The organism is Streptomyces sp. NPDC006516, from assembly GCF_040611875.1.
In the GTDB taxonomy this organism is placed as follows: domain Bacteria; phylum Actinomycetota; class Actinomycetes; order Streptomycetales; family Streptomycetaceae; genus Streptomyces.
Genome location: NZ_JBEXPD010000002.1, coordinates 1,173,133 through 1,199,583, shown reverse-complemented (window position 1 = coordinate 1,199,583; position 26,451 = coordinate 1,173,133). Strand labels below are relative to the sequence as shown.

At 70.9% G+C, this 26,451-nt stretch carries 26 protein-coding genes, 1 pseudogene and 1 riboswitch; of the genes and pseudogenes, 8 read left to right on the top strand and 19 right to left on the bottom strand.

The window, feature by feature from the left end:
- Positions 1-146 precede the first annotated feature (146 nt).
- From ligA to ABZY45_RS11620, 4 genes are read right to left on the bottom strand one after another with little or no spacing between them, the layout of a single operon-like run.
- Complete coding sequence (gene ligA, locus ABZY45_RS11635; protein WP_356738555.1) at positions 147-2,342, bottom strand: NAD-dependent DNA ligase LigA; 2,196 nt, start codon at positions 2,340-2,342, stop codon at positions 147-149.
- 37 nt (positions 2,343-2,379) lie between these two features.
- Positions 2,380-3,405 carry a methionine synthase gene (locus ABZY45_RS11630; RefSeq protein ID WP_356738553.1) on the bottom strand — a complete coding sequence of 342 codons (1,026 nt, stop codon included), beginning with the start codon at positions 3,403-3,405 and terminating at the stop codon, positions 2,380-2,382.
- Between the two features lie 46 nt (positions 3,406-3,451).
- Positions 3,452-4,141 carry an SDR family oxidoreductase gene (locus ABZY45_RS11625; protein ID WP_356738551.1) on the bottom strand — a complete coding sequence of 230 codons (690 nt, stop codon included), beginning with the start codon at positions 4,139-4,141 and terminating at the stop codon, positions 3,452-3,454.
- 38 nt (positions 4,142-4,179) lie between these two features.
- Complete coding sequence (locus tag ABZY45_RS11620; RefSeq protein WP_356738549.1) at positions 4,180-4,719, bottom strand: TIGR00730 family Rossman fold protein; 540 nt, start codon at positions 4,717-4,719, stop codon at positions 4,180-4,182.
- 65 nt (positions 4,720-4,784) lie between these two features.
- Here ABZY45_RS11620 and ABZY45_RS11615 point away from each other — a divergent pair, with 65 nt between their 5' ends.
- Both ABZY45_RS11615 and ABZY45_RS11610 read left to right on the top strand, forming a co-directional pair.
- Positions 4,785-5,120, top strand: a complete 336-nt coding sequence (locus ABZY45_RS11615; RefSeq protein WP_356738547.1) for a DUF427 domain-containing protein — start codon at positions 4,785-4,787, stop codon at positions 5,118-5,120.
- Between the two features lie 62 nt (positions 5,121-5,182).
- Positions 5,183-5,983, top strand: a complete 801-nt coding sequence (locus tag ABZY45_RS11610; RefSeq protein ID WP_356738545.1) for an alpha/beta fold hydrolase — start codon at positions 5,183-5,185, stop codon at positions 5,981-5,983.
- A 122-nt stretch (positions 5,984-6,105) separates the two neighbouring features.
- Here the strand turns inward: ABZY45_RS11610 and mnmA are convergent, their stop codons facing one another.
- Positions 6,106-7,236 carry a tRNA 2-thiouridine(34) synthase MnmA gene (gene mnmA / locus ABZY45_RS11605; RefSeq protein ID WP_356738543.1) on the bottom strand — a complete coding sequence of 377 codons (1,131 nt, stop codon included), beginning with the start codon at positions 7,234-7,236 and terminating at the stop codon, positions 6,106-6,108.
- Positions 7,237-7,297: 61 nt separating this feature from the next.
- Between mnmA and ABZY45_RS11600 the strand changes: the two genes are divergently transcribed.
- Positions 7,298-7,981, top strand: coding sequence for a peptidoglycan recognition family protein (locus tag ABZY45_RS11600; protein ID WP_356738541.1), 684 nt, complete (start codon positions 7,298-7,300; stop codon positions 7,979-7,981).
- An 82-nt stretch (positions 7,982-8,063) separates the two neighbouring features.
- Here ABZY45_RS11600 and ABZY45_RS11595 read toward each other — a convergent pair whose 3' ends face one another.
- The 3 genes from ABZY45_RS11595 to ABZY45_RS11585 form a co-directional block, all read right to left on the bottom strand.
- On the bottom strand, positions 8,064-9,233 hold the full coding sequence (locus ABZY45_RS11595; protein ID WP_356738539.1) for a cysteine desulfurase family protein: 1,170 nt from the start codon (positions 9,231-9,233) through the stop codon (positions 8,064-8,066).
- 190 nt (positions 9,234-9,423) lie between these two features.
- Positions 9,424-9,711, bottom strand: a complete 288-nt coding sequence (locus ABZY45_RS11590) for a DUF4190 domain-containing protein (RefSeq protein ID WP_356738537.1) — start codon at positions 9,709-9,711, stop codon at positions 9,424-9,426.
- A gap of 16 nt (positions 9,712-9,727) precedes the next feature.
- Positions 9,728-9,883, bottom strand: a complete 156-nt coding sequence (locus tag ABZY45_RS11585; RefSeq protein ID WP_356738535.1) for a hypothetical protein — start codon at positions 9,881-9,883, stop codon at positions 9,728-9,730.
- A 106-nt stretch (positions 9,884-9,989) separates the two neighbouring features.
- On the opposite strand from ABZY45_RS11585, the gene ABZY45_RS11580 reads away from it, so the two are divergent.
- Positions 9,990-10,613, top strand: a complete 624-nt coding sequence (locus ABZY45_RS11580) for a TetR family transcriptional regulator (protein WP_356738533.1) — start codon at positions 9,990-9,992, stop codon at positions 10,611-10,613.
- A gap of 10 nt (positions 10,614-10,623) precedes the next feature.
- Positions 10,624-10,974, top strand: a pseudogene (locus ABZY45_RS11575) (alpha/beta fold hydrolase); the annotation flags it as partial.
- Position 10,975: 1 nt separating this feature from the next.
- On the opposite strand, the gene ABZY45_RS11570 reads toward ABZY45_RS11575, so the two are convergent.
- The 11 genes from ABZY45_RS11570 to ABZY45_RS11520 form a co-directional block, all read right to left on the bottom strand.
- Positions 10,976-11,947, bottom strand: a complete 972-nt coding sequence (locus ABZY45_RS11570; RefSeq protein ID WP_356738531.1) for a YafY family protein — start codon at positions 11,945-11,947, stop codon at positions 10,976-10,978.
- Positions 11,948-11,968: 21 nt separating this feature from the next.
- Positions 11,969-12,832, bottom strand: a complete 864-nt coding sequence (locus ABZY45_RS11565) for a thioesterase family protein (RefSeq protein WP_356738529.1) — start codon at positions 12,830-12,832, stop codon at positions 11,969-11,971.
- Positions 12,833-12,883: 51 nt separating this feature from the next.
- Positions 12,884-13,555, bottom strand: coding sequence for a trimeric intracellular cation channel family protein (locus ABZY45_RS11560; protein ID WP_356738527.1), 672 nt, complete (start codon positions 13,553-13,555; stop codon positions 12,884-12,886).
- 18 nt (positions 13,556-13,573) lie between these two features.
- On the bottom strand, positions 13,574-14,950 hold the full coding sequence (locus ABZY45_RS11555; RefSeq protein ID WP_356738525.1) for a dipeptide ABC transporter ATP-binding protein: 1,377 nt from the start codon (positions 14,948-14,950) through the stop codon (positions 13,574-13,576).
- The gene (locus ABZY45_RS11550) at positions 14,947-16,035 is read right to left on the bottom strand and encodes an ABC transporter ATP-binding protein (RefSeq protein WP_356738523.1); all 1,089 of its coding nucleotides are present in this window, start codon (positions 16,033-16,035) and stop codon (positions 14,947-14,949) included. Before ABZY45_RS11550 ends, ABZY45_RS11555 begins: the two co-directional genes overlap by 4 nt.
- Positions 16,032-17,021, bottom strand: coding sequence for an ABC transporter permease (locus ABZY45_RS11545; protein ID WP_356738521.1), 990 nt, complete (start codon positions 17,019-17,021; stop codon positions 16,032-16,034). The genes ABZY45_RS11550 and ABZY45_RS11545 overlap by 4 nt, the downstream gene beginning before the upstream one ends.
- A 90-nt stretch (positions 17,022-17,111) precedes the next feature.
- Positions 17,112-18,872, bottom strand: a complete 1,761-nt coding sequence (locus ABZY45_RS11540; RefSeq protein ID WP_356738519.1) for an ABC transporter substrate-binding protein — start codon at positions 18,870-18,872, stop codon at positions 17,112-17,114.
- A 48-nt stretch (positions 18,873-18,920) separates the two neighbouring features.
- The gene (locus ABZY45_RS11535) at positions 18,921-19,913 is read right to left on the bottom strand and encodes an ABC transporter permease (RefSeq protein WP_356738517.1); all 993 of its coding nucleotides are present in this window, start codon (positions 19,911-19,913) and stop codon (positions 18,921-18,923) included.
- Positions 19,914-20,299: 386 nt separating this feature from the next.
- Positions 20,300-21,052 carry an enhanced serine sensitivity protein SseB C-terminal domain-containing protein gene (locus ABZY45_RS11530; RefSeq protein WP_356738791.1) on the bottom strand — a complete coding sequence of 251 codons (753 nt, stop codon included), beginning with the start codon at positions 21,050-21,052 and terminating at the stop codon, positions 20,300-20,302.
- Positions 21,053-21,287: 235 nt separating this feature from the next.
- Positions 21,288-22,058: an enhanced serine sensitivity protein SseB gene (locus ABZY45_RS11525; RefSeq protein WP_356738515.1), complete on the bottom strand. Its 771-nt coding sequence runs from the start codon at positions 22,056-22,058 to the stop codon at positions 21,288-21,290.
- A 239-nt stretch (positions 22,059-22,297) separates the two neighbouring features.
- The gene (locus ABZY45_RS11520; protein WP_356738513.1) at positions 22,298-22,987 is read right to left on the bottom strand and encodes an AAA family ATPase; all 690 of its coding nucleotides are present in this window, start codon (positions 22,985-22,987) and stop codon (positions 22,298-22,300) included.
- Between the two features lie 173 nt (positions 22,988-23,160).
- Positions 23,161-23,258, top strand: a riboswitch (glycine riboswitch).
- A gap of 165 nt (positions 23,259-23,423) precedes the next feature.
- Here ABZY45_RS11520 and gcvT point away from each other — a divergent pair.
- The 3 genes from gcvT to glyA all read left to right on the top strand — a co-directional run bounded on the left by gcvT (position 23,424) and on the right by glyA (position 26,296).
- Positions 23,424-24,551: a glycine cleavage system aminomethyltransferase GcvT gene (gcvT, locus tag ABZY45_RS11515; RefSeq protein WP_356738511.1), complete on the top strand. Its 1,128-nt coding sequence runs from the start codon at positions 23,424-23,426 to the stop codon at positions 24,549-24,551.
- 89 nt (positions 24,552-24,640) lie between these two features.
- A complete protein-coding gene (gene gcvH, locus ABZY45_RS11510) occupies positions 24,641-25,018 on the top strand; it encodes a glycine cleavage system protein GcvH (RefSeq protein WP_356738509.1) in 378 nt (125 codons plus the stop codon).
- Between the two features lie 18 nt (positions 25,019-25,036).
- Positions 25,037-26,296, top strand: a complete 1,260-nt coding sequence (glyA, locus tag ABZY45_RS11505) for a serine hydroxymethyltransferase (protein WP_356738507.1) — start codon at positions 25,037-25,039, stop codon at positions 26,294-26,296.
- Positions 26,297-26,451: the final 155 nt, after the last annotated feature.

Genomic DNA, 26,451 nt, shown 5'->3' with positions numbered 1-26,451 from the left:
CTGGCACCCCTGCCTCTCTGATATGCGCCGAACGGGTGGTGCGGGTGGGCCGGTCGGAGGTCCAGGGCCTCGCTCGTCCCACCTCGTCCGCTTACTTCCCCGCACGCACCCGGCCACGCGTCGCGGGTGTCTCGATCGCGCCTCGATCAGGCCTCGGCGGGGACGGCTGCCTCCCGTGCGGCGTCCGGCCCCTGTTCGAGGAGCACGGCGAAGCCCTCCTCGTCGAGGACGGGCACCTTCAGCTGCATCGCCTTGTCGTACTTGGACCCGGGGTTGTCGCCGACCACGACGAAGGAGGTCTTCTTCGAGACGGACCCGGTCACCTTCGCGCCCTGGGCCTGGAGCGCGTCCTTGGCGCCGTCGCGGGTGTGGGACGTCAGCGTGCCGGTGACGACGACGGTCAGCCCCTCCAGCGGTCGCGGCCCCTCGTCGCCGCCCGCGCCCTCGTCCTCCATCCGGACCCCGGCCTCCCGCCACTTGCGCAGGATCTCCCGGTGCCAGTCCTCGGCGAACCACTGCTTGACCGACGCGGCGATGATGGGGCCCACTCCGTCGGCCGCGGCCAGCTCCTCCTCGGACGCCTCGTCGATCCGGTCGATCGACCGGAACTGCCGGGCCAGTTCCACGGCGGCCACCGGTCCCACATGGCGGATGGAGAGCCCCGTGAGGATCCGGGCGAGCGGTGCCTCCTTGGCCGCCGCGATGCCCTCCAGCATGCCGAGGGCGTTCTTCTTCGCCTCGCCCTGCTGGTTGGCGAAGACGGTGGCGACCTTCTCCTCGCCGGTCTTCGGGTCACGCTTGGGCAGCCCGCTGTCCGGGTCCAGGACGTACGCCCGGATCGGCAGCAGCTGCTCCACCGTCAGCCCGAAGAGGTCGCCCTCGTCCACCAGGGGTGGTTCGGCGGGCTCCAGCGGCTTGGTCAGGGCCGCCGCCGCCACATAGCCGAAGTGGTCGATGTCCAGGCACTTGCGGCCCGCCAGATAGGCCACGCGCTCCCGCAACTGGGCGGGACAGGACCGCGCGTTGGGGCAGCGGAGGTCGATGTCGCCCTCCTTCATGGGGCGAAGCGGCGTCCCGCACTCGGGGCACTGGGACGGCATGACGAACTCCCGCTCGCCGCCGTCCCGCAGGTCGACGACCGGTCCGAGGATCTCCGGGATGACGTCGCCCGCCTTGCGGAGCACCACCGTGTCCCCGATGAGGACGCCCTTGGACCTGACGACGTTCTGGTTGTGCAGGGTGGCGAACTCGACCTCGGAACCCGCCACGACGACCGGCTCGACCTGAGCGTACGGCGTGACCCGCCCGGTGCGGCCGACGCCCACCCTGATGTTGACCAGCTTGGTGTTGACCTCCTGCGGCGCGTACTTCCAGGCGATCGCCCAGCGCGGCGCGCGTGAGGTGGAGCCGAGCCTTCCCTGGAGGGGGATCTCGTCCAGCTTGACGACGACCCCGTCGATCTCGTGCTCGACGGAGTGGCGGTTCTCGCCGAAGTACGCGATGAACTCCCGCACCTCGTCCAGGGATGCGACGACCTTGTTGTGCCGGGCGGTCGGCAGGCCCCACTCGCTCAGCAGGTCATAGGCCTGGGAGAGCCGGTCGATGTCGAAGCCCTCGCGGGCGCCGATGCCGTGCACCACCATGTGGAGCGGGCGGGTGGCGGTGATCTTCGGGTCCTTCTGCCGCAGCGAGCCCGCCGCCGCGTTGCGCGGGTTGGCGAAGGGCTTGTCGCCGGCCTCGACGAGCCGGGCGTTGAGCCCCTCGAAGGCCTCCATGGGGAAGAAGACCTCACCGCGGATCTCGACGAGTGCGGGGATCCGGTCGCCCTCCAGGCGGTGCGGGATCTCGGCGATCGTCCGGACGTTGGGGGTGATGTCCTCGCCCGTGCGGCCGTCGCCCCGGGTCGCGGCGCGGGTCAGCCTGCCGTGCTCGTAGGTGAGGTTGACGGCGAGGCCGTCCACCTTGAGCTCGCACAGGAAGTGGTAGCCGCCCCGCCCCACGTCCTTGGCCACCCGGTCGGCCCAGGCGGCGAGCTCCGCGTCGTCGAAGGCGTTGTCCAGCGAGAGCAGGCGTTCGCGGTGCTCGACGGAGGTGAATTCCGTGGTGTACGGACCGGCGACCTTCTGGGTGGGCGAATCCGGGGTGCGCAGCTCGGGGTGCTCGTCCTCGACGGCTTCCAGCTCGCGCATGAGCCGGTCGAACGTGGCGTCGTCGACGACCGGCTGGTCCTTCACGTAATACCGGAAGCGGTGATCCTCGATCTGCTCGGCGAGGAGTGCGTGCCGCTCCCGCACCTCCGCCGGCACACCGGTCAGCTGCTGTGCCTGCTGTTCGCCGGCCATCTCCCGTTACCTCCCGTTGCCCCGCTGAACTCGACCGTCACTCAGGGTTGTCCGCGAGCGACCTCGCGGCCCGCGCGCAGTGGGCGAGCGCGGCCCGGGCGTAGGCGGGCGACGCGCCCGCCAGCCCGCACGCGGGGGTGATCACGACGGACTCCCCGAGAGTCCCCGGATCCAGCCCCAGCCTGCTCCACAGCGTCCTGACCCCCATGACGCTACCGCCCGGGTCCGACAATGCGGTCGAGGCGGCGTCGACACCGGGGACGACTCCGAGGAAGAGGTGGGTGCCGCCCTCGACGGCTTCCCCGATCGCCTCCTCCTCACGCTCGGTGAGCAAGGAGAAGTCGAAGGACACCGCGCCCGCTCCGGCGCGGCGCAGGAGCGCGAAAGGCACCTCGGGGGCGCACGAGTGGACCGCCGTCGGCCCCTCACCGTTCACCGCGAGCACGTCCCGCAGCGCCCCCTCGACGATCTGCCGGTCCACGGCGCGGTAGGTGCGGTAGCCGCTCGCCGACCTGATCCGTCCCTGCAGGACGGCGGTCAGCGAGGGCTCGTCGAGCTGCAGGACGACCTCGGCGCCGGGAATCCTGCGCCGTACCTCGTCGAGGTGGGAGCGCAGCCCCTCGGCCAGGGAGCCCGCGAGATCGCGGCAGGCACCTGGGTCCGCGAGCATCGCCTCGCCGCCGCGCTGTTCGAGCGAGGCGGCGAGGGTCCAGGGGCCCACGGCCTGCACCTTGAGGAGTCCCTCGTAGCCCTGGGTGAACTCCTCCAGCGCGTCGAGGTCCTCGCCGAGCCAGGAGCGGGCCCGGCGGGTGTCGCGGCCCGGGCGGTCGCTGACGCGCCAGCCGCTGGGCTCGACGTGGCCGTACATCTCGACGAGCAGGCCGATGGTCCGCCCGATCATGTCCGCGCCGGGGCCCCGCGCGGGCAGCTCCGCGAGGTAGGGCATGCCCTGGCCGTCGGCGAAGGACCCGGTGACGGTCCTGGCCGCCTCCCGGGCGTCTCCTCCCGGCATGGATCCGATCCCGGTCGCCGCTACGGTGCTGAACCCGCTCTTCTCGCTCACGCGCAAAGCCTACGGGCCGAAGGGACGACTGCGGATCCGCGGGTTCTCAGCGGCCGGGACGGACCGTCAGGTCGTTGACCTCGGCGTCGCGCGGCAGGTCGATCGCCAGCAGGATCGTGGTGGCCACCGACTCCGGGTCGATCCAGCGCGAGGCGTCGTACTCCTTGCCCTCCTGCTGGTGGACCTTGGCCTGCATGGGGCTGGCGGTGCGGCCCGGGTAGACGGAGGTGACCCGTACGCCGTTGCCGTGCTCCTCGTGGCGCAGCGAGTCGGCGAGCGCCTTGAGTCCGTGCTTGCTCGCGGCGTACGCACCCCATTCGGCGTGGGCGGCGAGCCCCGCGCCGGAGTTCACGAAGACGACCTGCCCCTGGGAGACGCGCAGCTGGGGCAGCAGCAGGCGGGTCAGCTCGGCGGGGGCGACGAGGTTGGCGTTGAGCTGGAGGTGCCAGGTCTTGGGGGTGAGGTCGCCGATCCGGCCGAGCTCGACGACACCAGCGATGTGCAGCAGCGAGTCGAGGCGTTCGGGCATGGGCTGCTGCCCGAAGGCCCAGGAGAGCCGGTCGGGATCGGCGAGGTCGCCGACGAGGGTACGGGCCCCGGGGTACAGCGCGGCCAGTTCCCTGGCGCGTCCCGCGTCCCGGGCCAGCAGCAGGAGCTCGTCGCCGCGCTCCAGGAGACGGCGGGCGACGGCCGCGCCGATCCCGGAGCCGGCGCCGGTGATGAGGTGTGTAGGCATGGCCTCATGCTCGCATCCGGGGCGCGTCCTCGATCACCTCAGAGGTGGCCGGCGGACTCCTCCAGGTAGGCCAGCGCCCCGACGCCGTCCTTGGCGAAGAAGACCAGCTCGGTGAGCGGGACCGGAAGGAAGCCCTCGTCCTCCATGCGCTGGAACTGCTGGTGCAGGCCGTCGTAGAAACCGGCGGTGTTCAGCAGGACGACGGGCTTGGTGTGCTTGCCGTGCTTCTTCAGTTCCAGGATCTCGGTCGCCTCGTCGAGGGTCCCGGTGCCGCCGACCATGATCACGATCGCGTCGGCCTTCTCCAGGAGCAGCGCCTTGCGCTCGGCGAGGTCCTTGGCGATCACCATCTCGTCGGCGTTCGTACGGGCCTTCGCGGCCAGGAAGTCCACCGACACCCCGACGAGCCGGCCGCCGGACTCCTGCACCCCGTCGGCGACGACCTTCATCAGGCCGCTCTCCGACCCTCCCCACACCAGGGTGTGGCCGCCCCGGCCCAGCAGTTCGGCGAATTCCCGCGCAGGCACGGTGTAGCGGTCGTCGAGGTCGGCTGCGGAGAGGAAGACACAGATGTTCATGCGGACACCGTACGGCCGCTCCCCGGTGCGGGAAGAAACCGTCGTTCCGCGGGGCTGAACCCGGTATGACCTCCATCACAGGACACACCATCACCGTCGAACCCTCCGCCACGCACGTGCGCGCGGTGCACGACGGGCAGGTGCTCGCCGAGAGCCGTCGCCCGCTGGTGCTGCGCGAGACGGGCTGCCCCGTCCGCTACTACCTGCCGCCCGAGGACGTCCGCACCGACCTGCTGACCCCGTCGGACACCCGAACGCACTGCCCGTTCAAGGGGGATGCCTCCTACTGGTCGGCGCCCGGGGCGACGGATCTCGTCTGGTCGTACCCGGAGCCGAAGGAACAAGTCGTCGCGATCAAGGATCACTTGTGCTTCTACGCGACAGAGGTGGTCTCCGACTGAACGTCAGAAGTTTTCTGCCGTACCGGCGATGAGTTCTGCGAGGCGCGGCGGTCCACCCTCACATGGACAAGACTCTCTCCCGTGACGGCACGTCGATCGCGTATCGCCGTCACGGCGACGGGCCGCCGGTGATCCTGGTCGGCGGGGCCCTGAGCACCGCCACCGACGAGGCACCGCTGGCCGCCGTGCTGGCACGGCGCTTCACGGTCGTGACGTACGACCGCCGGGGCCGTGGCGCCAGCGGCGACAGCGGGCCGTACACGGTCCGGCGCGAGATCGAGGACCTGGCGGCCGTCGCGGCTCGGGTGGGTGGGAGCGTCTCGCTGTTCGGCATGCTGTCGGGAGGGGCGCTGGCGCTGGAGGCGCACGCCGCGGGGCTTCCCGTGGACCTGCTCGCGGTCTACGAGCCTCCGTACGCCCAGGGGGCCGAGCACCTGCTGCGCGCCTCCCGGCGGACGGCGCTGCTGCACCGGTTGCTGGAGAGGGGCGACCGGGCCGGCGCCGTGGAACTGCACCTGTCCGGGACCGGGGTGCCGCCGGAGACGATCGCGCACATGCGCCGGGCCCCGCTCTGGCCTCGCCTCGAAGCGATGGCACACACCCTCGCGTACGACGACGCACTGGTGGGCGGCGGAGCCGTTCCCACGGAGCGGTTCGCCTCCCTCACGGCCCGCACCCTGGTGGTGACCGGCGGTTTCAGCACCCCGCAGGCCCACGGGACGACCCTGGCCCTCGCTGCGGCGATCCCCCGGGCCAGGCACCGCACCCTGACCGGCCAGACCCGCGAACTGGCGCCGCACGTCATCGCCCCGGTGCTGGCGGACTTCTTCGGCCGGGCCCCGTCCTTGCGGACGGCGTTCTGACGGGAGGCGGGGCGGGGCCGGAGCGTCACAGGGGAGCGCTCCGGCCCCGCGCGTGCCGTCTCAGCCCGCTCCGGCCCCGCGCGTGCCTGTCCCAGCCCGTCGCGGCCCCGCGCGGGCCGGTCTCAGCCCGCTGCGGCCCTCTCGCGGCGTACGGTCGTCGCGATCGTCGCCGAGCCGACGACCCGCGTCCCGTCGTAGAGCACGACGGCCTGGCCGGGGGCGACGCCCCGGACCGGTTCCGTGAAGGTGACGGACAGGGTGCCGTCGACCAGCTCCGCCGTCACCTCGGTCTCACCGCCGTGCGCGCGGAGCTGCGCCGTGTACGTCCCGGCGCCGGTGGGGGCCTCGCCGCACCAGCGGGGCCTGATCGCGGTCAGGGCGGTCACGTCGAGCGCCTCGACGGGGCCGACCGTCACCGTGTTGTTCACCGGGGAGATGTCCAGGACGTAGCGCGGCTTGCCGTCAGGGGCGGGGTGGCCGATCCGCAGGCCCTTGCGCTGGCCGATGGTGAAGCCGAAGGCGCCCTCGTGGGTGCCCACCTTCGTGCCCTCCTCGTCGAGGATGTCGCCCTCCGCCGGGCCCCCGAGACGGCCGGCCAGGAAGCCCTGGGTGTCGCCGTCGGCGATGAAGCAGATGTCGTGGCTGTCGGGCTTCTTGGCGACCGCCAGGCCCCGGCGCTCGGCCTCGGCGCGGATCTCCTCCTTGGTGGTGAGCGTGTCACCCAGGGGGAACATGGCGTGGGCGAGCTGGCGCTCGTCCAGGACACCGAGGACGTAGCTCTGGTCCTTGGCCATGTCGGAGGCGCGGTGCAGTTCCCTGCCGCCCTCCTCGGTCAGCACGACGGTGGCGTAGTGGCCGGTGCAGACCGCGTCGAAACCGAGGGCCAGCGCCTTGTCGAGCAGCGCGGCGAACTTGATCTTCTCGTTGCAGCGCAGACAGGGGTTGGGCGTGCGCCCCGCCTCGTACTCCGCGACGAAGTCGTCCACGACGTCCTCGCGGAAGCGTTCCGCGAGGTCCCAGACGTAGAACGGGATGCCGATGACGTCCGCCGCGCGGCGGGCGTCCCGGGAGTCCTCGATGGTGCAACAGCCGCGCGCGCCCGTACGGAAGGACTGCGGGTTCGCGGAGAGGGCGAGGTGCACCCCGGTCACGTCGTGGCCCGCCTCGGCGGCTCGGGCCGCCGCGACGGCGGAGTCGACTCCGCCCGACATGGCGGCGAGCACACGGAGGGGGCGCTGGGAGGTCTGAGTCATAGCTTCTCCAGGGTACGGGGCGCCGGGAACCGAATGCTCGCCGATATGCGTTGACGACGTCGTGGAGACGAACAGGAGTGCCGGGTCGCCGGGGAAGCCCGGGCGCGGTATCAGCAGACGCGCGCTGCTCATCGGCGGTGGAGCGGCGGCCGTGGGCACGGCAGCGCTGGCCGTGGATGACATCCGGCGCGTCTGGTGGCGGGTTCCGGGTGTGGAGAAGCCCCGCAAGGAAGGTGAGCTGGATTACACCCCCGCGCGCTGGATCGCGGCCTCCGAGGCGAACTGGCGGCGGGCCGACCGCCCCGACGACTACGGCGTGGACCGGGTGATCATCCATGTCACCCAGGGCAGCTACGCGAGCGCGGTCAAGGTCTTCCAGGACCCCGCGCACCAGGCGGCGACGCACTACATCGTGCGGCAGAACGGCCGCGTGACGCAGATGATCCGCGAGCTCGACGTGGCGTACCACGCGGGCAACCGGTCCTTCAACGAACGCAGCATCGGTATCGAGCACGAGGGCTTCGTCGACCGACCGCAGGACTTCACGGCGAAGATGTACGAGTCGTCGGCGCGGCTGACGGCGGCGATATGCGCGCGGTACGGCATCCCGGTCGACCGCGAGCACATCATCGGGCACGTCGAGGTGCCCGGCGCGGACCACACCGACCCCGGGCCGCACTGGGACTGGAAGCGCTACATGAAGCTGGTGCGCGCCGCGTCCACGGGCGGTTCGCAGGCCGGCTGAATCCTGCTGCCACGCCCCTGCGGAGGCCGGGTTCGCAGGCCGGCTGAGGCCCGCTGTTCCCGCCCCGCCGGGGCGTGGCGGCTCAGCTGAGCCCGGCCGTCCTGGCCCGCTCGACGGCGGGGCCGATCGCCCGCGCGAGTTCTTCCACGTCGCTCGCGGTCGAGGTGTGGCCCAGCGAGAAGCGCAGCGTGCCCCGCGCCAGCCGGGGGTCGGTCCCCGTGGCCAGCAGCACATGGCTGGGCTGGGCGATGCCCGCCGTGCACGCGGAGCCGGTCGAGCATTCGATGCCCTGGGCGTCGAGCAGCAGCAGGAGGGAGTCGCCCTCGCAGCCGGGGAAGGTGAAGTGGGCGTTGGCGGGCAGCCGGCCGCCGGGCGCCTGGTCACCGCCCGCGATCGCGTCGGGTACGGCCTTGAGCACGGCGGCGGCGAGTTCGTCGCGCAGCGCCCCGATCTCACGGGCGAAGTCCGCACGTCCCTCGGCGGCGTGCCGTCCGGCCACGGCGAACGCGGCCACGGCGGGTACGTCGAGGGTGCCGGAGCGCACGTGCCGCTCCTGCCCGCCGCCGTGCAGCACGGGCACCGGAGTGTGGTCGCGGCCCAGCAGCAGCGCGCCGATCCCGAAGGGTCCGCCGATCTTGTGCGCGCTGACGGTCATCGCCGCCAGCCCGGAGCCGGCGAAGTCGAGCTCCAGCTGCCCGAAGGCCTGCACCGCGTCGGCATGCATGGGCACGCCGAACTCCTCCGCCACTGAGGTGAGTTCGCGTATCGGCATGATGGTGCCGATCTCGTTGTTGGCCCACATCACCGTGATCATGGCGACGTCACCGGGATCGCGGAGCAGTGCCTCGCGCAGCGCCTCGGGGTGCACCCGCCCGTACGCGTCGACGGGGAGGTACTCCACGGTGGCGCCCTCGTGCTCGGCGAGCCAGTCCACGGCGTCGAGGACCGCGTGGTGCTCCACGGGACTGGCGAGGACGCGGGTCCGCCGGGGGTCGGCGTCGCGGCGGGCCCAGTAGAGGCCCTTCACGGCGAGGTTGTCGGCCTCGGTGCCGCCCGAGGTCAGGACGACCTCGCTGGGCCGGGCGCCGAGCGCCTCGGCCAGGGTCTCTCTGGACTCCTCGACGGTACGGCGGGCCCGGCGCCCGGCGGCGTGCAGTGAGGACGCGTTGCCGGTGACAGCGAGCTGCGCGGTCATCGCCGCGATCGCCTCCGGAAGCATCGGCGTGGTCGCGGCGTGGTCGAGGTAAGCCATGGTGGACCCGATTCTACGAGCCCGTGGCGCGGCCCGTGCGAGGGCGGCGTCCCGGCGTCCCCGGAGGAGCACCCGGCGCTCCTCGTCCCGGGTGTCCGGAGCCCCCCGACCCCGGCTCGCGGCGGACGAGGCCGCCCGCCTCCTGCCCGACCGGATCCGGCGGCACGGACCACCAGGTCAGCCCACCAGGTCAGCCCGTGAGGCTCCAGGAGACCGTGCCGTTCCCGGCGACGAGGACCGCGAGGACGACCAGGTCGGCGACTCCGAGAGCGAGTCCGAGCAGCGCGCGCCCACGGCGGGCGGTGGCGCGGGCGAGCGCGATCAGCGCCATGACGATGGCGACGGGCCCGAGCAGGATGTTCATCACCAGCAGGCCGAGCAGCCCCAGCACGAAGGAGGCGACGGCCAGGCCGTCCGCCTCGCGTGCGGCCGGGCGGGTGGGGGTGGGACGGGCGGTGCGAGCGGTGGTGAGTGTCATGGTGCGGGCTCCTTCGTCAGCGGGTGCGACGGGCGAGGTGTTCACGGACACCGAAGACCGCAAGCCACAGGCCGATCACGGCCGCGGCGGTCAGGGCCAGGGGCAGGGGCAGGTGCGCGACCGCCCCGAGGACGACCCCCAGCAGGAGCAGTGCGGCGACGAGGACGAACATGTCCGGTTCTCCCTTCCGCTATTTGAGAGTACGACTGTTCACTGACTTCTGAGTCTAAACCTCCTGCCCCTTCCAGGACTCGGAGAACGGTTGTTTACTGAATGGCATGAGTCACACCATCGGCGTCCGCCAGGCCCAGAAGCTGAAGACACGTCAGGCGCTGCTCGACGCGGCACTGGGACTGCTGGAGCACCAGAGCCTGAGCAGCCTGGGCCTGCGCGAGGTGACACGCGCCGTGGGTGTGACCCCCACCGCCTTCTACCGGCACTTCGACGGCACGGCGGCCCTGGGCGTGGCACTCGTGGAGGAGACCCTGGGAAGCCTGCACGGCATGATCGGCGCGATACTCGCCGACACGGGCGACAGCGAGGAGCGCCTTGACCGCAGCGTCGGCCTGATAGCCCGCCACGTCGCGGCGCAGCCCGCCCATTTCCGCTTCATCGCCCGTGAGCAGCACGGCGGCGTGGGCCAGGTCCGCGAGGCGATCGCCGCCCAGCTGCGCCTCTTCGCCGAGGAGGTGGCGCGGGTCCTCGGTGAGGAGCCGGAGTCGGCCGGCTGGGATCGTGAGGACCTCCTGATGCTGGGCGGGCTGTACGTCGACCACATGGTGCTGACCGCGTCGGCACTGCTGGACGCGGGTCCGGAGGGCGAGCAGGAGGTCGTACGGGTGGCGCGACGCAGGCTGCGGCTGGTCACGCTGGGCAGGGCCCACTGGCTGGACAGGCCGTAGGGTCGGCGCCATGAGCGACTGGACGCTGGACCGGACCTTCACCAGTTCGTCGGGCGAGGTGCGCTGGGCCGTGCTCGGCTCCGAGCAGGCTCCGCCCGTCGTCCTGGTGCACGGCACGCCGTTCTCCTCGTACGTCTGGCGCGGCATCGCGCGGGCGCTGGCCCAGGACCACCGGGTGTACGTGTGGGACCTGCCCGGTTACGGCTCCTCGGCGCAGTACGCCGAGCAGGACGTGACGCTGCGCGCCCAGGCCTGGGTGCTCGTCGAGCTCCTCGGACACTGGGGGCTGAGCCGGCCCGCCGTCGTCGCCCATGACTTCGGAGGGTGTGTCGCCCTGCGCGCCCACATCCTGCACGGCGCCCTCACCCGTTTCCTGCGTACAACTCCGTGACGGAGGACGCCGTCTCCGCGAGGATGTGGCGCGCCTCGGGAGGCGACAGCACTTCGACGTCCGCCCCGAAGGAGAGCAGGGAGCGGGCCCACCGCACCTCGGGCACGGCGAGCTCGGCCAGCAGCCACTCCCCCGGCGGCTCCCCTTCGGGCTCGGGGCGGCCCGTCAGCAGGCCCGTCTGGAGGCGTACGAAGAGGTCGAGCCGGGAGCGGCGTACCCGCACCCGGAGCCGCACGTCACCCGGCCGCTCCTCGACCTGCCGGCGCAGTTCCTCCCAGACGGCGGCGAGTTCCACGCCCGCCCGGCGTTCCACGGGCTCCTCGGTGAGGACCGCGCCCTTCACCCGGTCCGCGCGGAAGAGCCGGGGCGCGCCGTCCCGGTCGGCGACGAGGTACCAGACGCCCGCCTTGACGACGAGGCCGTACGGATCGACGGTGTAGGCGCGCGGCGCGTCCGTACCGCTGTGCCGGTAGTGGAGCAGCAGCCGCCGGTCGGCGAGGACGGCGTCGTGGAGTTCACCCACGTCCACGGCGGCGTGCGGGCCGCTCATCCAGCGGACCGGGTCCACCAGGACGCGGCGGCTCGTCTGCTCGGCGGCGGGCCGGTGCGGAGCCGGAAGCGCGGCCATCACCTTGCGCAGGGCGGAGCCGAGCGCGGCGTCGAGCCCCAGGGCCGCGTGGGCGCCCTGCGCGGCGAGGACGAACAGGGCGCGCGCCTCGTCGGCGGTCAGCCCGGTGACATCGGTGCGGAAGCCCGGCAGCAGCGCGATCCCGCCGTTGCGCCCCCGCGCCGCGTACACGGGCACACCGGAGGCCGAGAGCGCCTCGACGTCCCGGTAGACGGTGCGTACGGAGACTTCGAGACGCTCGGCCAGCTCACCCGCGGTCACCAGGCCGCGGGTCTGGAGCAGCAGCAGGATGGAGAGCAGCCGGTCGGACTTCACCGCTCCATCATGGCGCGGGGCTCAGCCGCGCGGCGCGCGGGCCAACTGGCGGGACTGGGCGACGAGACGGCCGGCGCTGTCCCAGACGTCCGCGTCCTCCTCCAGGAAGCCGCCCGCGAGGTTGCGGGTGGTGATGGAGACGCGCAGCGGCCCGGGCGCGGGGCGGCAGCGGATGTGGGTGGTGAGCTCGATGGTGGGCGTCCACCCCTTCAGGCCGAGCTCGAAGGAGGTCGGCGGCAGCGCGTCCACGGTGAGCAGCAGCGAGAGCGGGTCTGCGTCACGGCCGTCGGCGAGCCCGAACCAGCCGCGCATCTCCCCCTTCCCGGACGGAGCGCCGACGGCCCAGCCGATCGTGGCGGGGTCGATCCGGACGTCGAGACGTTCGGTGATGGCGGAGCTGCCGGGGACAGGCGCCGTGCCGTCGCTCGAACCGAGGCACTGCTCCAGCGGCGGCATGGCGGGCGGCTCCACCGACGTACGGACCTCGTCGCTGAGGCCGTCCAGGTCGCCGTAGGTGGCCAGCACACGGATGCGTTCGATCTCGGTGCCGTCCTCGGCGAACTGGAAGAGTGAGGCCTCGCCGGTGGAGAGCGTGCGGCCGGTGCGGACGACCTGGGTGCGGATCACCGCGGGGCCCGGCACGGAGGCCGTGAGGTAGTGCGCGGAGACCGAGAAGGGGTCGGGGTGCGGAAGCGCCTCGCCGAGCGCGCGGCCGAGCATGGCCAGCAGGTAACCGCCGTTGACCGCGTGGATGATCGTCCAGCCCGCCGAGAGCTCGGCGTCGTAGACGCCCTCCTGCCGGAGGGTGACGGCGGTGTCGCGGTCGAATTCGCTGTCACCGATGGTCGCCTGTGTGCGCGACTCGTGCGCTGCTGCCTGTGCCATGGAGTGCACGGTACACCGATCGTATTACTGAGCGGTAGCTTTGTGTTGCGGTCAGATGACGGCCGGGTTCTCCTCCGCCGTCGCCGAGCGCCGGTTGTAAGCACGCGGGGCGCGCCAGTGGAACCGCATGGCCAGCAGCCGCAGCACGAAGGCGGCGACGGCGGCGGTACCGCTGGTGTAGGCGTTCAGGGCGTCGAAGCGGATGCACAGCACCACCATGACGGCCCCGACGATGGCGGGCACGGCGTACAGGTCGCGGTCCCAGCGCAGCAGCGAGGGCACCTCGTTGGCCAGCACGTCGCGCAGCACGCCACCGCCGACGGCGGTGGCGAGCCCGAGGGCGGCGGACGAGGTGAGACCGAGCCCGTAGTCGTAGGCCTTGACCGTGCCGGCCACGCAGAAGAGCCCGAGCCCGGCGGCGTCGAAGACGTTGACGCCGACCTGGATCCGCTCGACGTGCGGGTGCAGGAAGAAGACCAGGCCGGCGGCGAACAGCGGCGTCAGGAAGTAGCCGAGGTCCGTGAAGGCCGCCGGGGGCAGGGCGCCGATCATCACGTCACGGAAGATCCCTCCGCCCAGCGCTGTCACCTCGGCGAGCACCGCGATGCCGAAGACATCGAAGTTCTTCCGGACGGCGAGCAGGGCACCCGAGATCGCGAAGACGAAGATTCCGACGATGTCGAGCGCATGCTGGACGGAGGGGGCGAAGAGTTCGTTGAGCACCGGGCAATTGTGCCGGTACTACTCCTTGGGCTCCGCCTCCGCCTCCGCACCCGTGGACGGCGCGGCGGGGGCCTCGTCGTCGCCGGCGGCCTTGGCCGCCTTCTCCGGCGCGGGCGTCTTCTCCGGGCCGGACGGCGCGGACACCTTCTCCGCCTCTGCCGCCTTCTCCGTTGCGGGCGCCTTGTCCGCCTCCACCGCCTTCTCGGGCGCGGAAGGCGCGGATACCTCCTTCGCCGCCGCAGCAGGCGCCGCGGCAGGCTCCGGCGTCACCGGTTCCGGCGTGACCTCCGCCACGGCCGTCGACTTCACCGTGATGACATCGGCGGTAAGCGGCGCGTCCCCCGGGACCTGGTCCTCGCCGTTCTCCGGGTGATGGCACGCCACCTGGTGCCCAGTCTTCAGCTGGAGCAGCGGCGGCTCCGTCGTGGCGCAGACCTGCGTCGCCTTCCAGCACCGGGTGTGGAACCGGCAGCCGCTCGGCGGCGAGATGGGCGACGGCACATCGCCCTTGAGCAGGATGCGCTCGCTCTTGGCACCACGCCGACGCGGGTCCGGGACCGGCACCGCGGACATCAGCGCCTTCGTGTACGGGTGCATCGGCGCCTCGTACAGCGAGCTGCGGTCGGCGAGTTCGACGATCTTGCCGAGGTACATGACCGCGATCCGGTCGGAGACATGGCGGATGACCGAGAGGTCGTGCGCGATGATCATGTACGTGAGCCCGAGCTCCTCCTGGAGGTCGTCCAGGAGGTTCACGACCTGCGCCTGGATCGACACGTCCAGTGCCGAGACCGGCTCGTCCGCGACGACCAGCTTCGGCTTCAGCGCGAGCGCGCGGGCGATGCCGATGCGCTGGCGCTGGCCGCCGGAGAACTCGTGCGGGTAGCGGTTGTAGTGCTCGGGGTTGAGCCCCACCAGCTCCAGCAGCCGCTGGACCTCCGCCTTCACGCCGCCCTCGGGCTTGACGCCCTGGAGACGGAAGGGGGTGCCGACGATCCCGCCGACCGTGTGGCGCGGGTTCAGCGAGCCGTACGGGTCCTGGAAGATCATCTGGATGTCGCGGCGCATCGGCCGGAGCCGCCCCGCGGACATGTGCGTGATGTCGCGGCCCTGGAACTCGACCTTTCCGCCGGTCGGTTCCAGCAGGCGGGTCACGAGCCGGCCCATGGTCGACTTGCCGCAGCCCGACTCACCGACCACGCCCAGGGTCTCCCCGGGACGCACGTCGAAGGTGAGCCCGTCCACGGCCTGCACCGCGCCGACCTTGCGCTTGAGCACACCCTTGGTGATCGGGAAGTGCTTGACCAGGCCCTCGACCTTGAGGAGCGGCTCCGACCCGGACCCGTCGGACCCGGCCGCGGTGGACGCGGGAGTCTTCTTGTTCAGATCAGTCACAGCTTCGGCGCAATCTCTTCGGTCCAGATACGGTCACGCTGCTCGCGCGACATGTGGCACGCGGAGTAGTGCCCGTCGCTGACCAGTTGCAGCTCAGGACGCTCGGTGCGGGTGATGTTGTCCGGCGGCACGTCGGCGTACGGGCAGCGCGGGTGGAAGGCGCAGCCGGACGGGACGTTGATGAGGCTGGGCGGCGAGCCCTTCACCGGGATGAGCCGCTCGGTCTGCTCCCGGTCGATGCGCGGCATCGACCCGAGCAGACCCCAGGTGTAGGGGTGCTGGGGCTCGTAGAACACCTTCTCGGCGCTGCCGCGCTCGATGCAGCGTCCCGCGTACATCACGAGCAGGTCGTCCGCGATCTCGGCGACCACACCGAGGTCGTGGGTGATCATGACCACCGCGGAGCCGAACTCCTTCTGCAGATCACGGATCAGGTCGAGGATCTGCGCCTGGACGGTCACGTCGAGGGCGGTCGTCGGCTCGTCCGCGATGAGCAGCTGCGGGTTGTTGACCAGGGCCATCGCGATCATGGCGCGCTGGCGCATACCGCCGGAGAACTGGTGCGGGTAGTCCTCGTAACGGCGGTGCGGCTCGGGGATCCCGACACGGTCGAGCATCTCGATCGCGCGCTTCTTCGCGGTCTTCTTGTCGACCTTGTTGTGGACCCGGTGGGCTTCGACGATCTGCGCGCCGATGCTGTAGTACGGGTGCAGGGCCGACAGCGGGTCCTGGAAGATCATGGCCATCTTCTGGCCGCGCAGCTCCCGTACCCGCTCCGGACCGGCGCCGATGAGCTCCTCGCCGTCCAGCCAGATCTCGCCGTTGATCCGGGCCCGCTCGGAGGTGTGCAGGCCCATGATCCCCAGTGAGGTCACGGACTTGCCCGAACCGGACTCGCCGACGATGCCGAGGGTCTGGCCGGCCTTCAGGTCGAAGCTGACGCCGTCGACGGACTTGACCAGACCGTCGTCGGTGTCGAAGTGGACGCTGAGGTTGCGTACGGAGAGGAACTCCTTGCCGTCGCCGGACCTCTGTGCCGGAACGGTGTCCGCCGCCGGGGAGTCCTTCTTGATTGCGTCGCTCATGAGAGCCTCACCCGGGGGTCGATCGCGGCGTACACGAGGTCCACCAGCAGGTTGCAGATGACGATGAAGAAGGCGGCGACCAGGGTCACGCCCATCACCTTGGGCAGGTCGGCGGTGGTCACGCCCTGGATGGCGAAGGCACCCAGCCCCTGGAAGGAGAAGACCCGTTCGGTGATGACCGCGCCGCCGAGCAGCAGCGCGAAGTCCATGCCGAAGATCGTGACGAGCGGGGTGAGCGCCGAGCGCAGCCCGTGCTTCACGACCACCTTGCGTTCCTTGAGGCCCTTGGCCCGCGCGGTCCTGATGTAGTCCTCCCCCATGGTCTCCAGCATCCCGGCCCGGGTGAGCCGGGCGTAGAGCGCGGAGTACAGGAGGGCGAGGGTGCACCAGGGCAGGACCAGGCTGCCCGCCCATTCGACCGGGTTGTCGGCGAACGGTACGTACTCCCCGTTGCCGAACAGCGCCAGGACGACGAGGCCGGTGAAGAACATCGGCAGGGAGACACCGGCGAGGGCGACGCCCATGGAGAGGCGGTCGAAGAGCGAGCCCCGCTTCAGCGCGGAGACGACGCCGATCGCGACACCGGAGACGACCCAGATGACCGCGGCACCGACGGCCAGCGACAGCGTGACCGGGACACGGTCGACGAGCTGCGGCCAGATCTCGGTGTGCGTCTTGAAGGAGTAGCCGAAGCACGGGGCGTTGCAGGTGACCGGGTCGGGGCCGAACTGGTAGTCGGCGCCGACGACGATGCCCTTGATGAAGTTCCAGTACTGGACGTAGAGGGGCTGGTCGAGCCCCAGGTTCTTCTTGACCGCGGCGATGACGTCCGGGTCGGGGCTCTTCCCGACGTACTGGGCGGCCATCGAGTCGAGGGTCTGCCCACCGAGCCGGGGGACGAGGAAGAAGATCGCGAACGTGACTGCGCTGACCACCAGCAGCAGCAACACCGCGGCGAATACGCGTCGGATGATGTACGCAGCCACAGCCGTGCGGCGCCGGGCGGGCGGACGGGGTACGCCCGCCGGCCCGGCGCCTTCACCTGCCTTTCAGGGGATGCTGTCGATGAACAGGTGTTACTTGGTGGACGTCATCAGCACGTAGTCGTACATGCCGAGGTACGCGTCCGTGACCGTGACGTTCGCCGCGGAGTCCGGGCGGTAGAGCAGGTTCTTGCGGTAGACGAGCGGAACGAGGGAGGCGTTCTCCATGACCTTCTGGTCGACCTCGCCCCACGCGGCGTTACGCGCCGTGGTGTCCACCGTGCCGATGCCCTTGACCAGGGCCTCGTTGACACCCTTGTCGTTCAGCTCCATCAGGTTCGTGCCACCGGACGGCTTGATGGCCGTGCCGTTCACGATCTGGTCCAGGAAACCGAAGCCGGTCGGCCAGTCGGCGCCCCACTGCATCATCATCATGCCCGCGTTGTTCTTGTGGACCCACTCGGGCACACCCGCGAAGTCGGTGAAGTACTTGTCCGACGGGAACTGCTTGATGTCGGCGGTGATGCCGATCGCCTTCAGGCTGCCCTGGAGCTGCGTGGCGGCGGTGATCTCGTCAGGACGGTCCGAACGGGCCGTCAGCGTGGTCTTGAAGCCCTTGGGCTGACCGCACGCGGTCAGGTGCTCCTTCGCCTTGGCGACGTCACCCTTGCTGCCCTCGGTCGGGTAAAGGTCGAACTTCTTGTACCCGGCGACGGTCGGCGGGATGACCGTGGTGGCCGGGTCGCCCTTGACGGAGCCACCGATGGAGTCGATGAGGCTCTGCTTGTCCACGGCGTACTGGACGGCCTTGCGGCACTCGATGTTGTCGAACGGCTTCACGTTGACGTTCAGCGCCAGGTACTGCAGGACGCCGGCGTACGGGTTGTCCGTCTTCGCCTTCTCGGCGGCCTTCACCAGGACCTTGGGCTGCGTCTTGGACTGCAGGCCCGTGCCCGCGACGTCCGCGGTGGTGACGTCGTTGAGCAGGTGGTCGTCGACCGTGGTGGGGTTGACGTTGAGCTTGAGCTCGATCTTGTCCGGCAGCGCCTTGCGGATCGGGTCCGTCTTCGGGTCCCACTCCGGGTTGCGGACCAGGGTCGCGCCCTTGCTCTCGTCGTACGCCGAGAACTTGTACGGCCCCGAGGAGACCATCTTCTGGACGTAGCTGGCACCCGTGTCGGCCTTCTGCGGGACCGGAGCGGTCTGCGAGAAGGCGGCCAGGTAGTCCATGTCGGCGAACGGCTTGTTCAGCTTGAAGACGATCGTGTGGTCGTCCGGGGTCTCGATGGACTTGAGACCCTCGGCGGACTTGTCCTTGTACGGACCCTTGTACTTCTCGCCGCCCTCGAGGTAGGCCTTGAAGTACGTCGGGCCGTTGGACAGGGCCTCCGGCGCGAAGTTGGAGCGCTCGACGGCGTACTTGACGTCCTTCGAGGTGATCTCGGTGCCGTCCTCGAACTTCACGCCCTTGCGGATCGTGTACGTCCAGGTCTTGGCGTCGTCACTGGCCTTGCCGAGACCGGTGGCGAGGTCCGGGACGATCTCCAGGCTCTCCTTGCCGGCGGCCGGCTTGAAGGTCACCAGGGAACGGGCGTACAGGCGGGAGAAGTTCTGCACCCAGCCGTAGTACGTGTTGCCGGGGTCCAGGGAGTCCGGGCCACTGGAGTGCTCGAACGTGACCGTCCCCCCCTTCTTGTCGGTCGCGTTGACGATGCTGGTCAGAGCGGCGTCCGCCTTGGCGTTGCCCCCACCGCCGTTGCTGTCACCGCCCGAGTCACTGCTGCTGCACGCCGATGCGCCGAGCGACACCGCTACGGCCACGGCTATGGCCGCTGCTGTCTTTCTGTTCTGCATGCTGAGGAAAGCCCCCTCGCTAGTCCGGTGCGGCACTGCCTGCCGCGATTACTTGCCACGAGGGTCGAGTGCGTCACGCAGCCCGTCCCCCAGCAGATTGAAGGCCAGCACGGTGATGAAGATCGCCATGCCGGGGATGACCATGAACATCGGGTCCACCTCGTAGAGGTCGACCGCCTGGGTGAGCATGCCGCCCCATGACGCCTGCGGCGGAGCGATACCGACGCCGAGGAACGACAGGGAGGCCTCGAAGAGGATGTTCGTGGGGATCAGCAGCGTCGCGTACACGAGGATCGGCGCGATCAGGTTCGGCAGCAGCTCGCGGAACAGGATGAACGGTCCGCGGGCGCCGAGCGACCTGGCCGCCTCGACGAACTCACGCTCGCGCAGCGACAGGGTCTGCGCGCGGACGATACGGCCGATGTAGGGCCAGCTGAAGAAGCCGATCACGAAGATGAGGACCGCGATCCGCAGCGTGAGCCCTTCCATCCCGAAGGCGTTGCCCTGCAGGGAGGCGGAGATGGAGATCGCGAAGAGGAGCAGCGGGAAGGCGAGGAAGGTGTCCATCAGGCGGCTGATGAAGCTGTCGACCCAGCCGCCGTAGAAACCGGCGACGACACCCATGACGACGCCGATCACGACGGACAGCAGGGTGGAGCCGACGGCGACGACCAGGGAGACCCAGGAACCTTCGAGGATGCGGGCCAGGATGTCGCGTCCGGTCTGCGGTTCCACGCCGAGGGGGTGGTCCCAACTGATGCCGCCCAGGGCGCCCTTGGGCGCCAGCATGACGGGGTCGACCAGGCTCTGGTTGAACGCGTTGGGGTCGAGCCCGAGGAGCGACTGGAGCGGCTTGGACAGGACGGCGGTGAGGATCAGCAGCACGACAACGATGCCACCGGCCATCGCGGCCTTGTCCCGCTTGAAGCGGGTCCAGGCGATCCGGCCGAGCGAACGGCCCTCGATCTCCTTGCGCCCGGCGCCTTCCAGCACCGTTTCGGGCCGCGCATCCGCCCCGGTGGTCTCGATCGGTGCCGTCATTGCGCTGGAGACCCCTCTCGGCCGGCGGATGGCCGGCCTGTGACCGCCGCTGTAGCGGCTCGTACAGAACGTGACACAAGTGGTGGTGTGCGGCCGAACGGGCCCTGTTTGAAAGAGGGCTGCGCCGGGCAGGGAACCACCTGCTGTGTGGAGTCTTCAACCACTTTGCGATCACCCGCCAGACCTGACGGGGAATGTTTGCTCAAACGTGATGCTGCCAAGGGGCTTCCGTTATCCGGACAGCCGTGCTTGCTGAGCGGACCTCTCGGTCACTAATCCGCTATACCGGACATGGCACCCAACTGTGCTGATCAGGTCATCAATTGACCGTGCGCCCTGTGGACACCCGCTCTTCCGCCGACGCCGGCGACCGCGCCGACGGGCGGTCAGTAGGCGTGCGGAGCCTGGCCGGTGGGGGGCGGGTAGCCGTAGCCGGGGACGGCGGGTGCCTGGGCGTGCGCCTCGCGGTCGTAGAACGGCCGGGAGTTGGCCTGGAGCCACATCGCGACGGGGTCGTACTCGTCGGACATCGAGACCGTGGAGACGGGCAGCCCGTCGGGAACGGCCCCGATCGACTGCCGCATCATCGCCCGGACCGCGTCGACGGACGGCCGCCCCGTGTCGTAGAGGTCGAGCCCGATCGCGAGGTACGGGACGCCGAGCGCGGGCTGCACCCAGGCCCGGCGGAGCGCCCTGACGGCGGGGGTGCGGTGGGCGTTCTGCGACAGCAGGGCGTAGAACTGCGGGATCTCGATGGCGGGTTCGGTGAGCCGCAGCGGCCCCGCGGGCATCCGGTCGAGACCGGTGGCGATGCGCCGCAGGTCCAGCCAGGGGATGCCGACGCCGCCACCGGGGGCGTGCGGGTTGAGCCAGATGCCCCAGCGGTCGGGGAAGAGCGCCCTGGCGATGTCGCGGCCCGTGGTGACCTCGTGGGCCCTGTTCCAGCCGCTCGCCGAGAGCTCCTGCGCGGAGGTCACGCACGGGGCGTAACCCAGGCCATCAACCTCCATGTTGCCGTACTGGGCGTCGGGGGCACCCGCCGTCCCGTGCCAGAGCAGCATCCAGACCTGGCCCTCCGCCAGGGATCGCAGCAGCGCCTCGTAGGTGTCGAGGCGCCCGGGTGTCACCTGACGCAGCAGGTGCTCGACGTCTTCCCGAGCCCTCGGCTCCGCCCGAACAGGGGAGACCCCGTCGGCCGCCCCCGTGCCTGACGCACTCACCCTGGGTCCCGCCCCTCTTCGATCCGCTGTTGAAGCATGCTTCGCGGTGCTGTCGTCCCGCTCCCGGGCACACGGGGCGGCCTCGTCATCCAACCAGCTTATGCGCCGCCTCGGACACCTTCCGGGCGCCACGTGGCGGTGTGGGCCCCAGCCGTCAGTGGCCCTCGCGCCGGTAGAACGGGCGTACCTTTTCCAGCATCCAGTCGCCGACCGGGTCCTGCGCCACGTCCAGCAGGACGAGATTGACCGGCCAGGGCACCTGTATCCGGCCCAGCGCGCGGCCGAGGGCCTCCATCGGGGCGCTCTGCCCCGCGCCCTCCCAGGTGGCGAACTCGACGCCGACGAACAGGACGGGGCTGTCGCCCTCGATGCTGGCCAGCGCCCTGCGCGCCGTGCTCACCACGCCGGTGTCCTGGAACTCGGCGGACACCGCGGCGAGGAAGTCGACCGGGTCCTCCTTCCAGTCCGGCTCGTACAGCCGCACCCGGCCGCCGCTCGCGGGGCCGTCCAGCGGTGTGCGCCCGGCCCGGCAGAGCTCGGCCACGGCGGGCGGCGGAAGGGGCACGCCGACCGCGCCGCCCGGGTTCACCGCGATGCCGAGCTGCGGCGGCAGCCCGCGGGCGAACTCGCGCGCGGGCGCGATGGTGAAGGAGAGGTGGGAGCCGACGCACTGGAGGAACTGCCCCTCGGAACTGAAGACGGGGACGAAGGCGGCGCCGCCGATGTCGACGGTCGGCAGGTCGAGGTCGGGGCTGTCCGGGCCGCCGCCGTTGGGGAGGGGCACCCAGATCTGGCTGCGGCCGAGCACCTCGATCAGCCGGCCGGCCGCTCCGGGGACGCCGAGCGAGGCGGTGAGCACTTCTTCGAGCTCGTTGGCCGGCCATCCCTGCGACGGATGGGGCGGCGCCTGGGCCGGAATGTCCACGGTGTCTGAGTCCTTTTCTCGCCATGCGGTGCGGCAGAAACCTTAGACCGGCTCACGCCTCGCCCGCAGTGCCGCAGGCCGGAGCCCCGCCCGGCCCCCGCGTACCGTCCGGATCGCGGACAGGTGGCCGGACCACCGCGAACTGTGCGTATGCGAACGGTGACGCCCGGGGCACTCACCGCGGGCCGCTGTGGACCCTCGCCACGGACGCCCGGACCGGCTCCTCCGGTCCGTCGTCCCTACTCCTGCCCCGAACGCGCCTCCGGGAACGAGATCCGCCGGATCGCCCCGGCGGTCTCCCGGTCGATCAGCACCGCCGACGCGCACCCAGGAGGCAGCAGACCCCGCTCGGTGTCGCGCAGCAGCCTGCCCACCGCGCGCCGGTGACGGGCGAAGGCGTATCCGGACACACCGCGCCCACGCTCCCGCTGGCCCTGCCGGGCCACCTGCGGGGTGACGTCGAGCAGCACGAGGTGCAGGGTCCTGCCCCGGCGCCGGGCCTCACGCGCGAGCCAGCGCCGCACCCAGGCCTGCGTCCCGCAGTCGTGGACGACGACCGAGGCGCCCGAGCGCAGGGCCCGCCACAGCCCTGCGTAGTGCGCCGCACGCACCAGCGGGCGGTAGAGCGCGTACGGGAGTAAGGCGGGCAGGGTTGCGGCCCAGCGGTCCCGGGTGTCCTGGGAGTCGATCGCGTGCCCCTGCACCGCCCGCCGGATCAGCGTCGACTTCCCGCTGCCGGGCAGACCCGAGACCACGACCACGTCACCCGCCGCGAAGTCCAGGACGGTCGGGCCGCGAGCGCCTCCGCCCCGCAGATCACGCACCACCGGAGCCGGCCCGCCCCCCAGCTCCCGGGCGGGTGCGCCCGGCTGCTGGGGCATCGCACCGCGCGCCGCCCCCGCGGTCGCCGCGTAACGCTGCAACGTCATCGTCTTCCCCCTGCCGAGTGACCCACTGACCTGCCCAAGAAGTGTAAAGAAAAGGTAATGCGGCACAACCGCTTCCGGTCGCACGTGTCGGGACCCGCACCCGTGCGGACCTGATCGCCCCACTCTCCCGCAATGCGTGCGATGATGACCCCGCCAACTGCATACCGGCCGTTTGAATCCGCGCGGGAGAGTCCCGGACACCGTGTGCGCCGGGCGCCGAAGGAGCAAGTTCCTCCCTTGAATCTCTCAGGCCCCGTACCGCGTGGATGAGGCAGATCTGAAAAGCGGGCCGCTTCGCGGCTCCACCCAAGGTGCAAGCCGACCCTGAAGGGGATGCCCCCTCCAGGACCCTTTCAGGGGCTCTCGGCGAACCTCTCAGGTTCCGATGACAGATGGGGAGGGAAATCCCCTGTCGTCATGCCCTGGAGCCATGTCCATGAGCACTGCCCCGAGCGCCGCCCCCCGCCAGACCGCCCTCGACGCCCTGCACCGGTCCCTGGGCGCGACCATGACCGACTTCGCCGGCTGGGACATGCCGCTGCGGTACGCCAGCGAGCGCGACGAGCACAACGCCGTGCGCACCCGGGCCGGACTGTTCGACCTGTCGCACATGGGCGAGATCACCGTCACCGGTCCGCAGGCCGCGGCCTTCCTGAGCTACGCCCTGGTGGGCAACATCGCCACCGTCGGCGAGGGCCGGGCCCGCTACACGATGATCGTCGCGCAGGACGGCGGAATCCTGGACGACCTGATCGTCTACCGGCTGGCCGGCGACGAGTACATGGTGGTCGCCAACGCGGGCAACGCCCAGCTCGTCCTCGACACCCTCACCGAGCGAGTCGCCGGTTTCGACGCCCAGGTGCGGGACGACCGCGACGCCTACGCGCTGATCGCCGTCCAGGGCCCCGACTCCCCCGCCGTACTCAAGTCGGTCACGGACGCCGACCTGGACGGACTGAAGTACTACGCCGGGCTCCCCGGAACGGTCGCCGGTGTGCCCGCGCTCATCGCCCGCACCGGCTACACGGGCGAGGACGGCTTCGAGCTCTTCGTCGCCCCCGGCCACGCCGAGCAGCTGTGGAAGGCCCTGACGGAGGCCGGAGCGCCGTACGGCCTGATCCCCTGCGGGCTCTCCTGCCGGGACACGCTGCGCCTGGAGGCGGGCATGCCGCTGTACGGGCACGAGCTGACCACCGCGCTGACGCCGTTCGACGCCGGCCTCGGCAGGGTCGTGAAGTTCGAGAAGGAGGGCGACTTCGTCGGGCGCGAGGCGCTGCTCGCCGCCGCCCGGCGCGCCGAGACCGCCCCGCCCCGCAAGCTCGTCGGCCTGGTCGCCATGGGCCGCCGGGTGCCGCGCGCCGGTTTCCAGGTCGTGGCCGGCGGGGAGGTCGTCGGCGAGGTCACCTCCGGGGCCCCGTCCCCGACCCTGGGCAAGCCGATCGCCATGGCGTACGTGGACGCCGCGCACGCCGCGCCCGGCACCGAGGGTGTCGCGGTCGACATCCGGGGCACGCACGAGCCCTACGAGGTCGTCGCGCTGCCGTTCTACCAGCGCCGTAAGTGACACCGCGCCCGCGCACGTGACGCAGTCGTGTCTCACACCGTAAGACCACCGTTCATCAGCACTCCCCCGCGTACAGGAGAATTCAGGTCATGAGCAACCCCCAGCAGCTGCGGTACAGCAAGGAGCACGAGTGGCTGTCGGCCGTCGAGGACGGCGTGGCCACGGTCGGTATCACCGAGTACGCGGCCAACGCGCTCGGCGACGTCGTCTACGCCCAGCTCCCGGAGGTCGGTGACACGGTGACCGCGGGCGAGACCTGCGGGGAGCTGGAGTCGACCAAGTCGGTCAGCGACCTGTACTCGCCGGTGTCCGGCGAGGTGACCGCGGCGAACCAGGACGTCGTGGACGACCCGTCGCTGGTGAACTCCGCCCCCTTCGAGGGCGGCTGGCTGTTCAAGGTGCGCGTCGCGGAGGAGCCGAACGACCTTCTCTCCGCCGACGAGTACACCGCGTTCTCCGGCAACTGAGACCCAAGGGACCCACTGATGTCGCTTCTCAACTCCTCCCTCCACGAGCTGGACCCGGACGTCGCCGCCGCCGTCGACGCCGAGCTCCACCGCCAGCAGTCCACCCTCGAGATGATCGCCTCGGAGAACTTCGCTCCGGTCGCGGTCATGGAGGCGCAGGGCTCCGTCCTCACGAACAAGTACGCCGAGGGCTACCCCGGCCGCCGTTACTACGGTGGCTGCGAGCACGTCGACGTGGTCGAGCAGATCGCGATCGACCGCATCAAGGCGCTCTTCGGCGCCGAGGCCGCGAACGTCCAGCCGCACTCAGGTGCGCAGGCCAACGCCGCCGCGATGTTCGCGCTGCTGAAGCCGGGCGACACGATCATGGGTCTGAACCTGGCTCACGGCGGTCACCTGACCCACGGCATGAAGATCAACTTCTCCGGCAAGCTCTACAACGTGGTCCCGTACCACGTCGACGACACCGGTGTCGTGGACATGGCCGAGGTCGAGCGCCTCGCCAAGGAGTCGAAGCCGAAGCTCATCGTGGCCGGCTGGTCGGCCTACCCGCGCCAGCTGGACTTCGCCGCCTTCCGCCGCATCGCGGACGAGGTCGGCGCGTACCTGATGGTCGACATGGCGCACTTCGCGGGCCTGGTCGCCGCGGGTCTGCACCCCAACCCGGTGCCGCACGCCCACGTCGTCACGACCACCACGCACAAGACCCTCGGCGGTCCGCGCGGTGGCGTGATCCTCTCGACGCAGGAGCTCGCGAAGAAGATCAACTCCGCGGTCTTCCCCGGTCAGCAGGGGGGTCCGCTGGAGCACGTGATCGCGGCCAAGGCCGTCTCCTTCAAGGTGGCGGCGGGCGAGGAGTTCAAGGAGCGCCAGCAGCGGACCCTGGACGGTGCCCGCATCCTGGCCGAGCGCCTGGTGCAGCCGGACGTGACCGAGGTGGGCGTCTCCGTGCTCTCCGGCGGTACGGACGTCCACCTGGTCCTGGTCGACCTGCGCAACTCCGAGCTGGACGGCCAGCAGGCCGAGGACCGGCTCCACGAGCTGGGCATCACGGTCAACCGGAACGCCATCCCGAACGACCCGCGGCCCCCGATGGTCACCTCCGGCCTGCGCATCGGCACGCCGGCGCTGGCCACCCGCGGCTTCCAGGCCGAGGACTTCACCGAGGTCGCCGAGATCATCGCGGCAGCGCTGAAGCCCACGTACGACGCGGAGGCCCTCAAGGCCCGCGTGACCGCGCTGGCCGAGAAGTTCCCGCTGTACCCCGGCCTCAAGTAGTCACCCGCAGTTTGCACACAGGGTGGGGGCACCACGCACACTGAACACAGTGAGCGTGGTGCCCCCACCCCTTTGCCCCGCGTTCCCGGGCCCACCCGGCCCGTCCCGCACCACCCGGGCGGACAACGACGTCCACCAACGCCTTAGGAGTACCC

Coding starts and splice junctions, on each gene's coding strand:
- ligA (WP_356738555.1), bottom strand. CDS start 2,342: ATGGCCGGCGAACAGCAGGCACAGCAGCTGACCGGTGTGCCGGCGGAG.
- ABZY45_RS11550 (WP_356738523.1), bottom strand. CDS start 16,035: ATGAGCGACGCAATCAAGAAGGACTCCCCGGCGGCGGACACCGTTCCG.
- ABZY45_RS11615 (WP_356738547.1), top strand. CDS start 4,785: ATGACCTCCATCACAGGACACACCATCACCGTCGAACCCTCCGCCACG.
- glyA (WP_356738507.1), top strand. CDS start 25,037: ATGTCGCTTCTCAACTCCTCCCTCCACGAGCTGGACCCGGACGTCGCC.
- ABZY45_RS11565 (WP_356738529.1), bottom strand. CDS start 12,832: ATGGCACAGGCAGCAGCGCACGAGTCGCGCACACAGGCGACCATCGGT.
- ABZY45_RS11585 (WP_356738535.1), bottom strand. CDS start 9,883: ATGTTCGTCCTCGTCGCCGCACTGCTCCTGCTGGGGGTCGTCCTCGGG.
- ABZY45_RS11595 (WP_356738539.1), bottom strand. CDS start 9,233: ATGGCTTACCTCGACCACGCCGCGACCACGCCGATGCTTCCGGAGGCG.
- ABZY45_RS11580 (WP_356738533.1), top strand. CDS start 9,990: ATGAGTCACACCATCGGCGTCCGCCAGGCCCAGAAGCTGAAGACACGT.
- ABZY45_RS11625 (WP_356738551.1), bottom strand. CDS start 4,141: ATGCCTACACACCTCATCACCGGCGCCGGCTCCGGGATCGGCGCGGCC.
- gcvH (WP_356738509.1), top strand. CDS start 24,641: ATGAGCAACCCCCAGCAGCTGCGGTACAGCAAGGAGCACGAGTGGCTG.
- ABZY45_RS11540 (WP_356738519.1), bottom strand. CDS start 18,872: ATGCAGAACAGAAAGACAGCAGCGGCCATAGCCGTGGCCGTAGCGGTG.
- ABZY45_RS11535 (WP_356738517.1), bottom strand. CDS start 19,913: ATGACGGCACCGATCGAGACCACCGGGGCGGATGCGCGGCCCGAAACG.
- ABZY45_RS11610 (WP_356738545.1), top strand. CDS start 5,183: ATGGACAAGACTCTCTCCCGTGACGGCACGTCGATCGCGTATCGCCGT.
- ABZY45_RS11520 (WP_356738513.1), bottom strand. CDS start 22,987: ATGACGTTGCAGCGTTACGCGGCGACCGCGGGGGCGGCGCGCGGTGCG.
- ABZY45_RS11620 (WP_356738549.1), bottom strand. CDS start 4,719: ATGAACATCTGTGTCTTCCTCTCCGCAGCCGACCTCGACGACCGCTAC.
- mnmA (WP_356738543.1), bottom strand. CDS start 7,236: ATGACTCAGACCTCCCAGCGCCCCCTCCGTGTGCTCGCCGCCATGTCG.
- gcvT (WP_356738511.1), top strand. CDS start 23,424: ATGAGCACTGCCCCGAGCGCCGCCCCCCGCCAGACCGCCCTCGACGCC.
- ABZY45_RS11590 (WP_356738537.1), bottom strand. CDS start 9,711: ATGACACTCACCACCGCTCGCACCGCCCGTCCCACCCCCACCCGCCCG.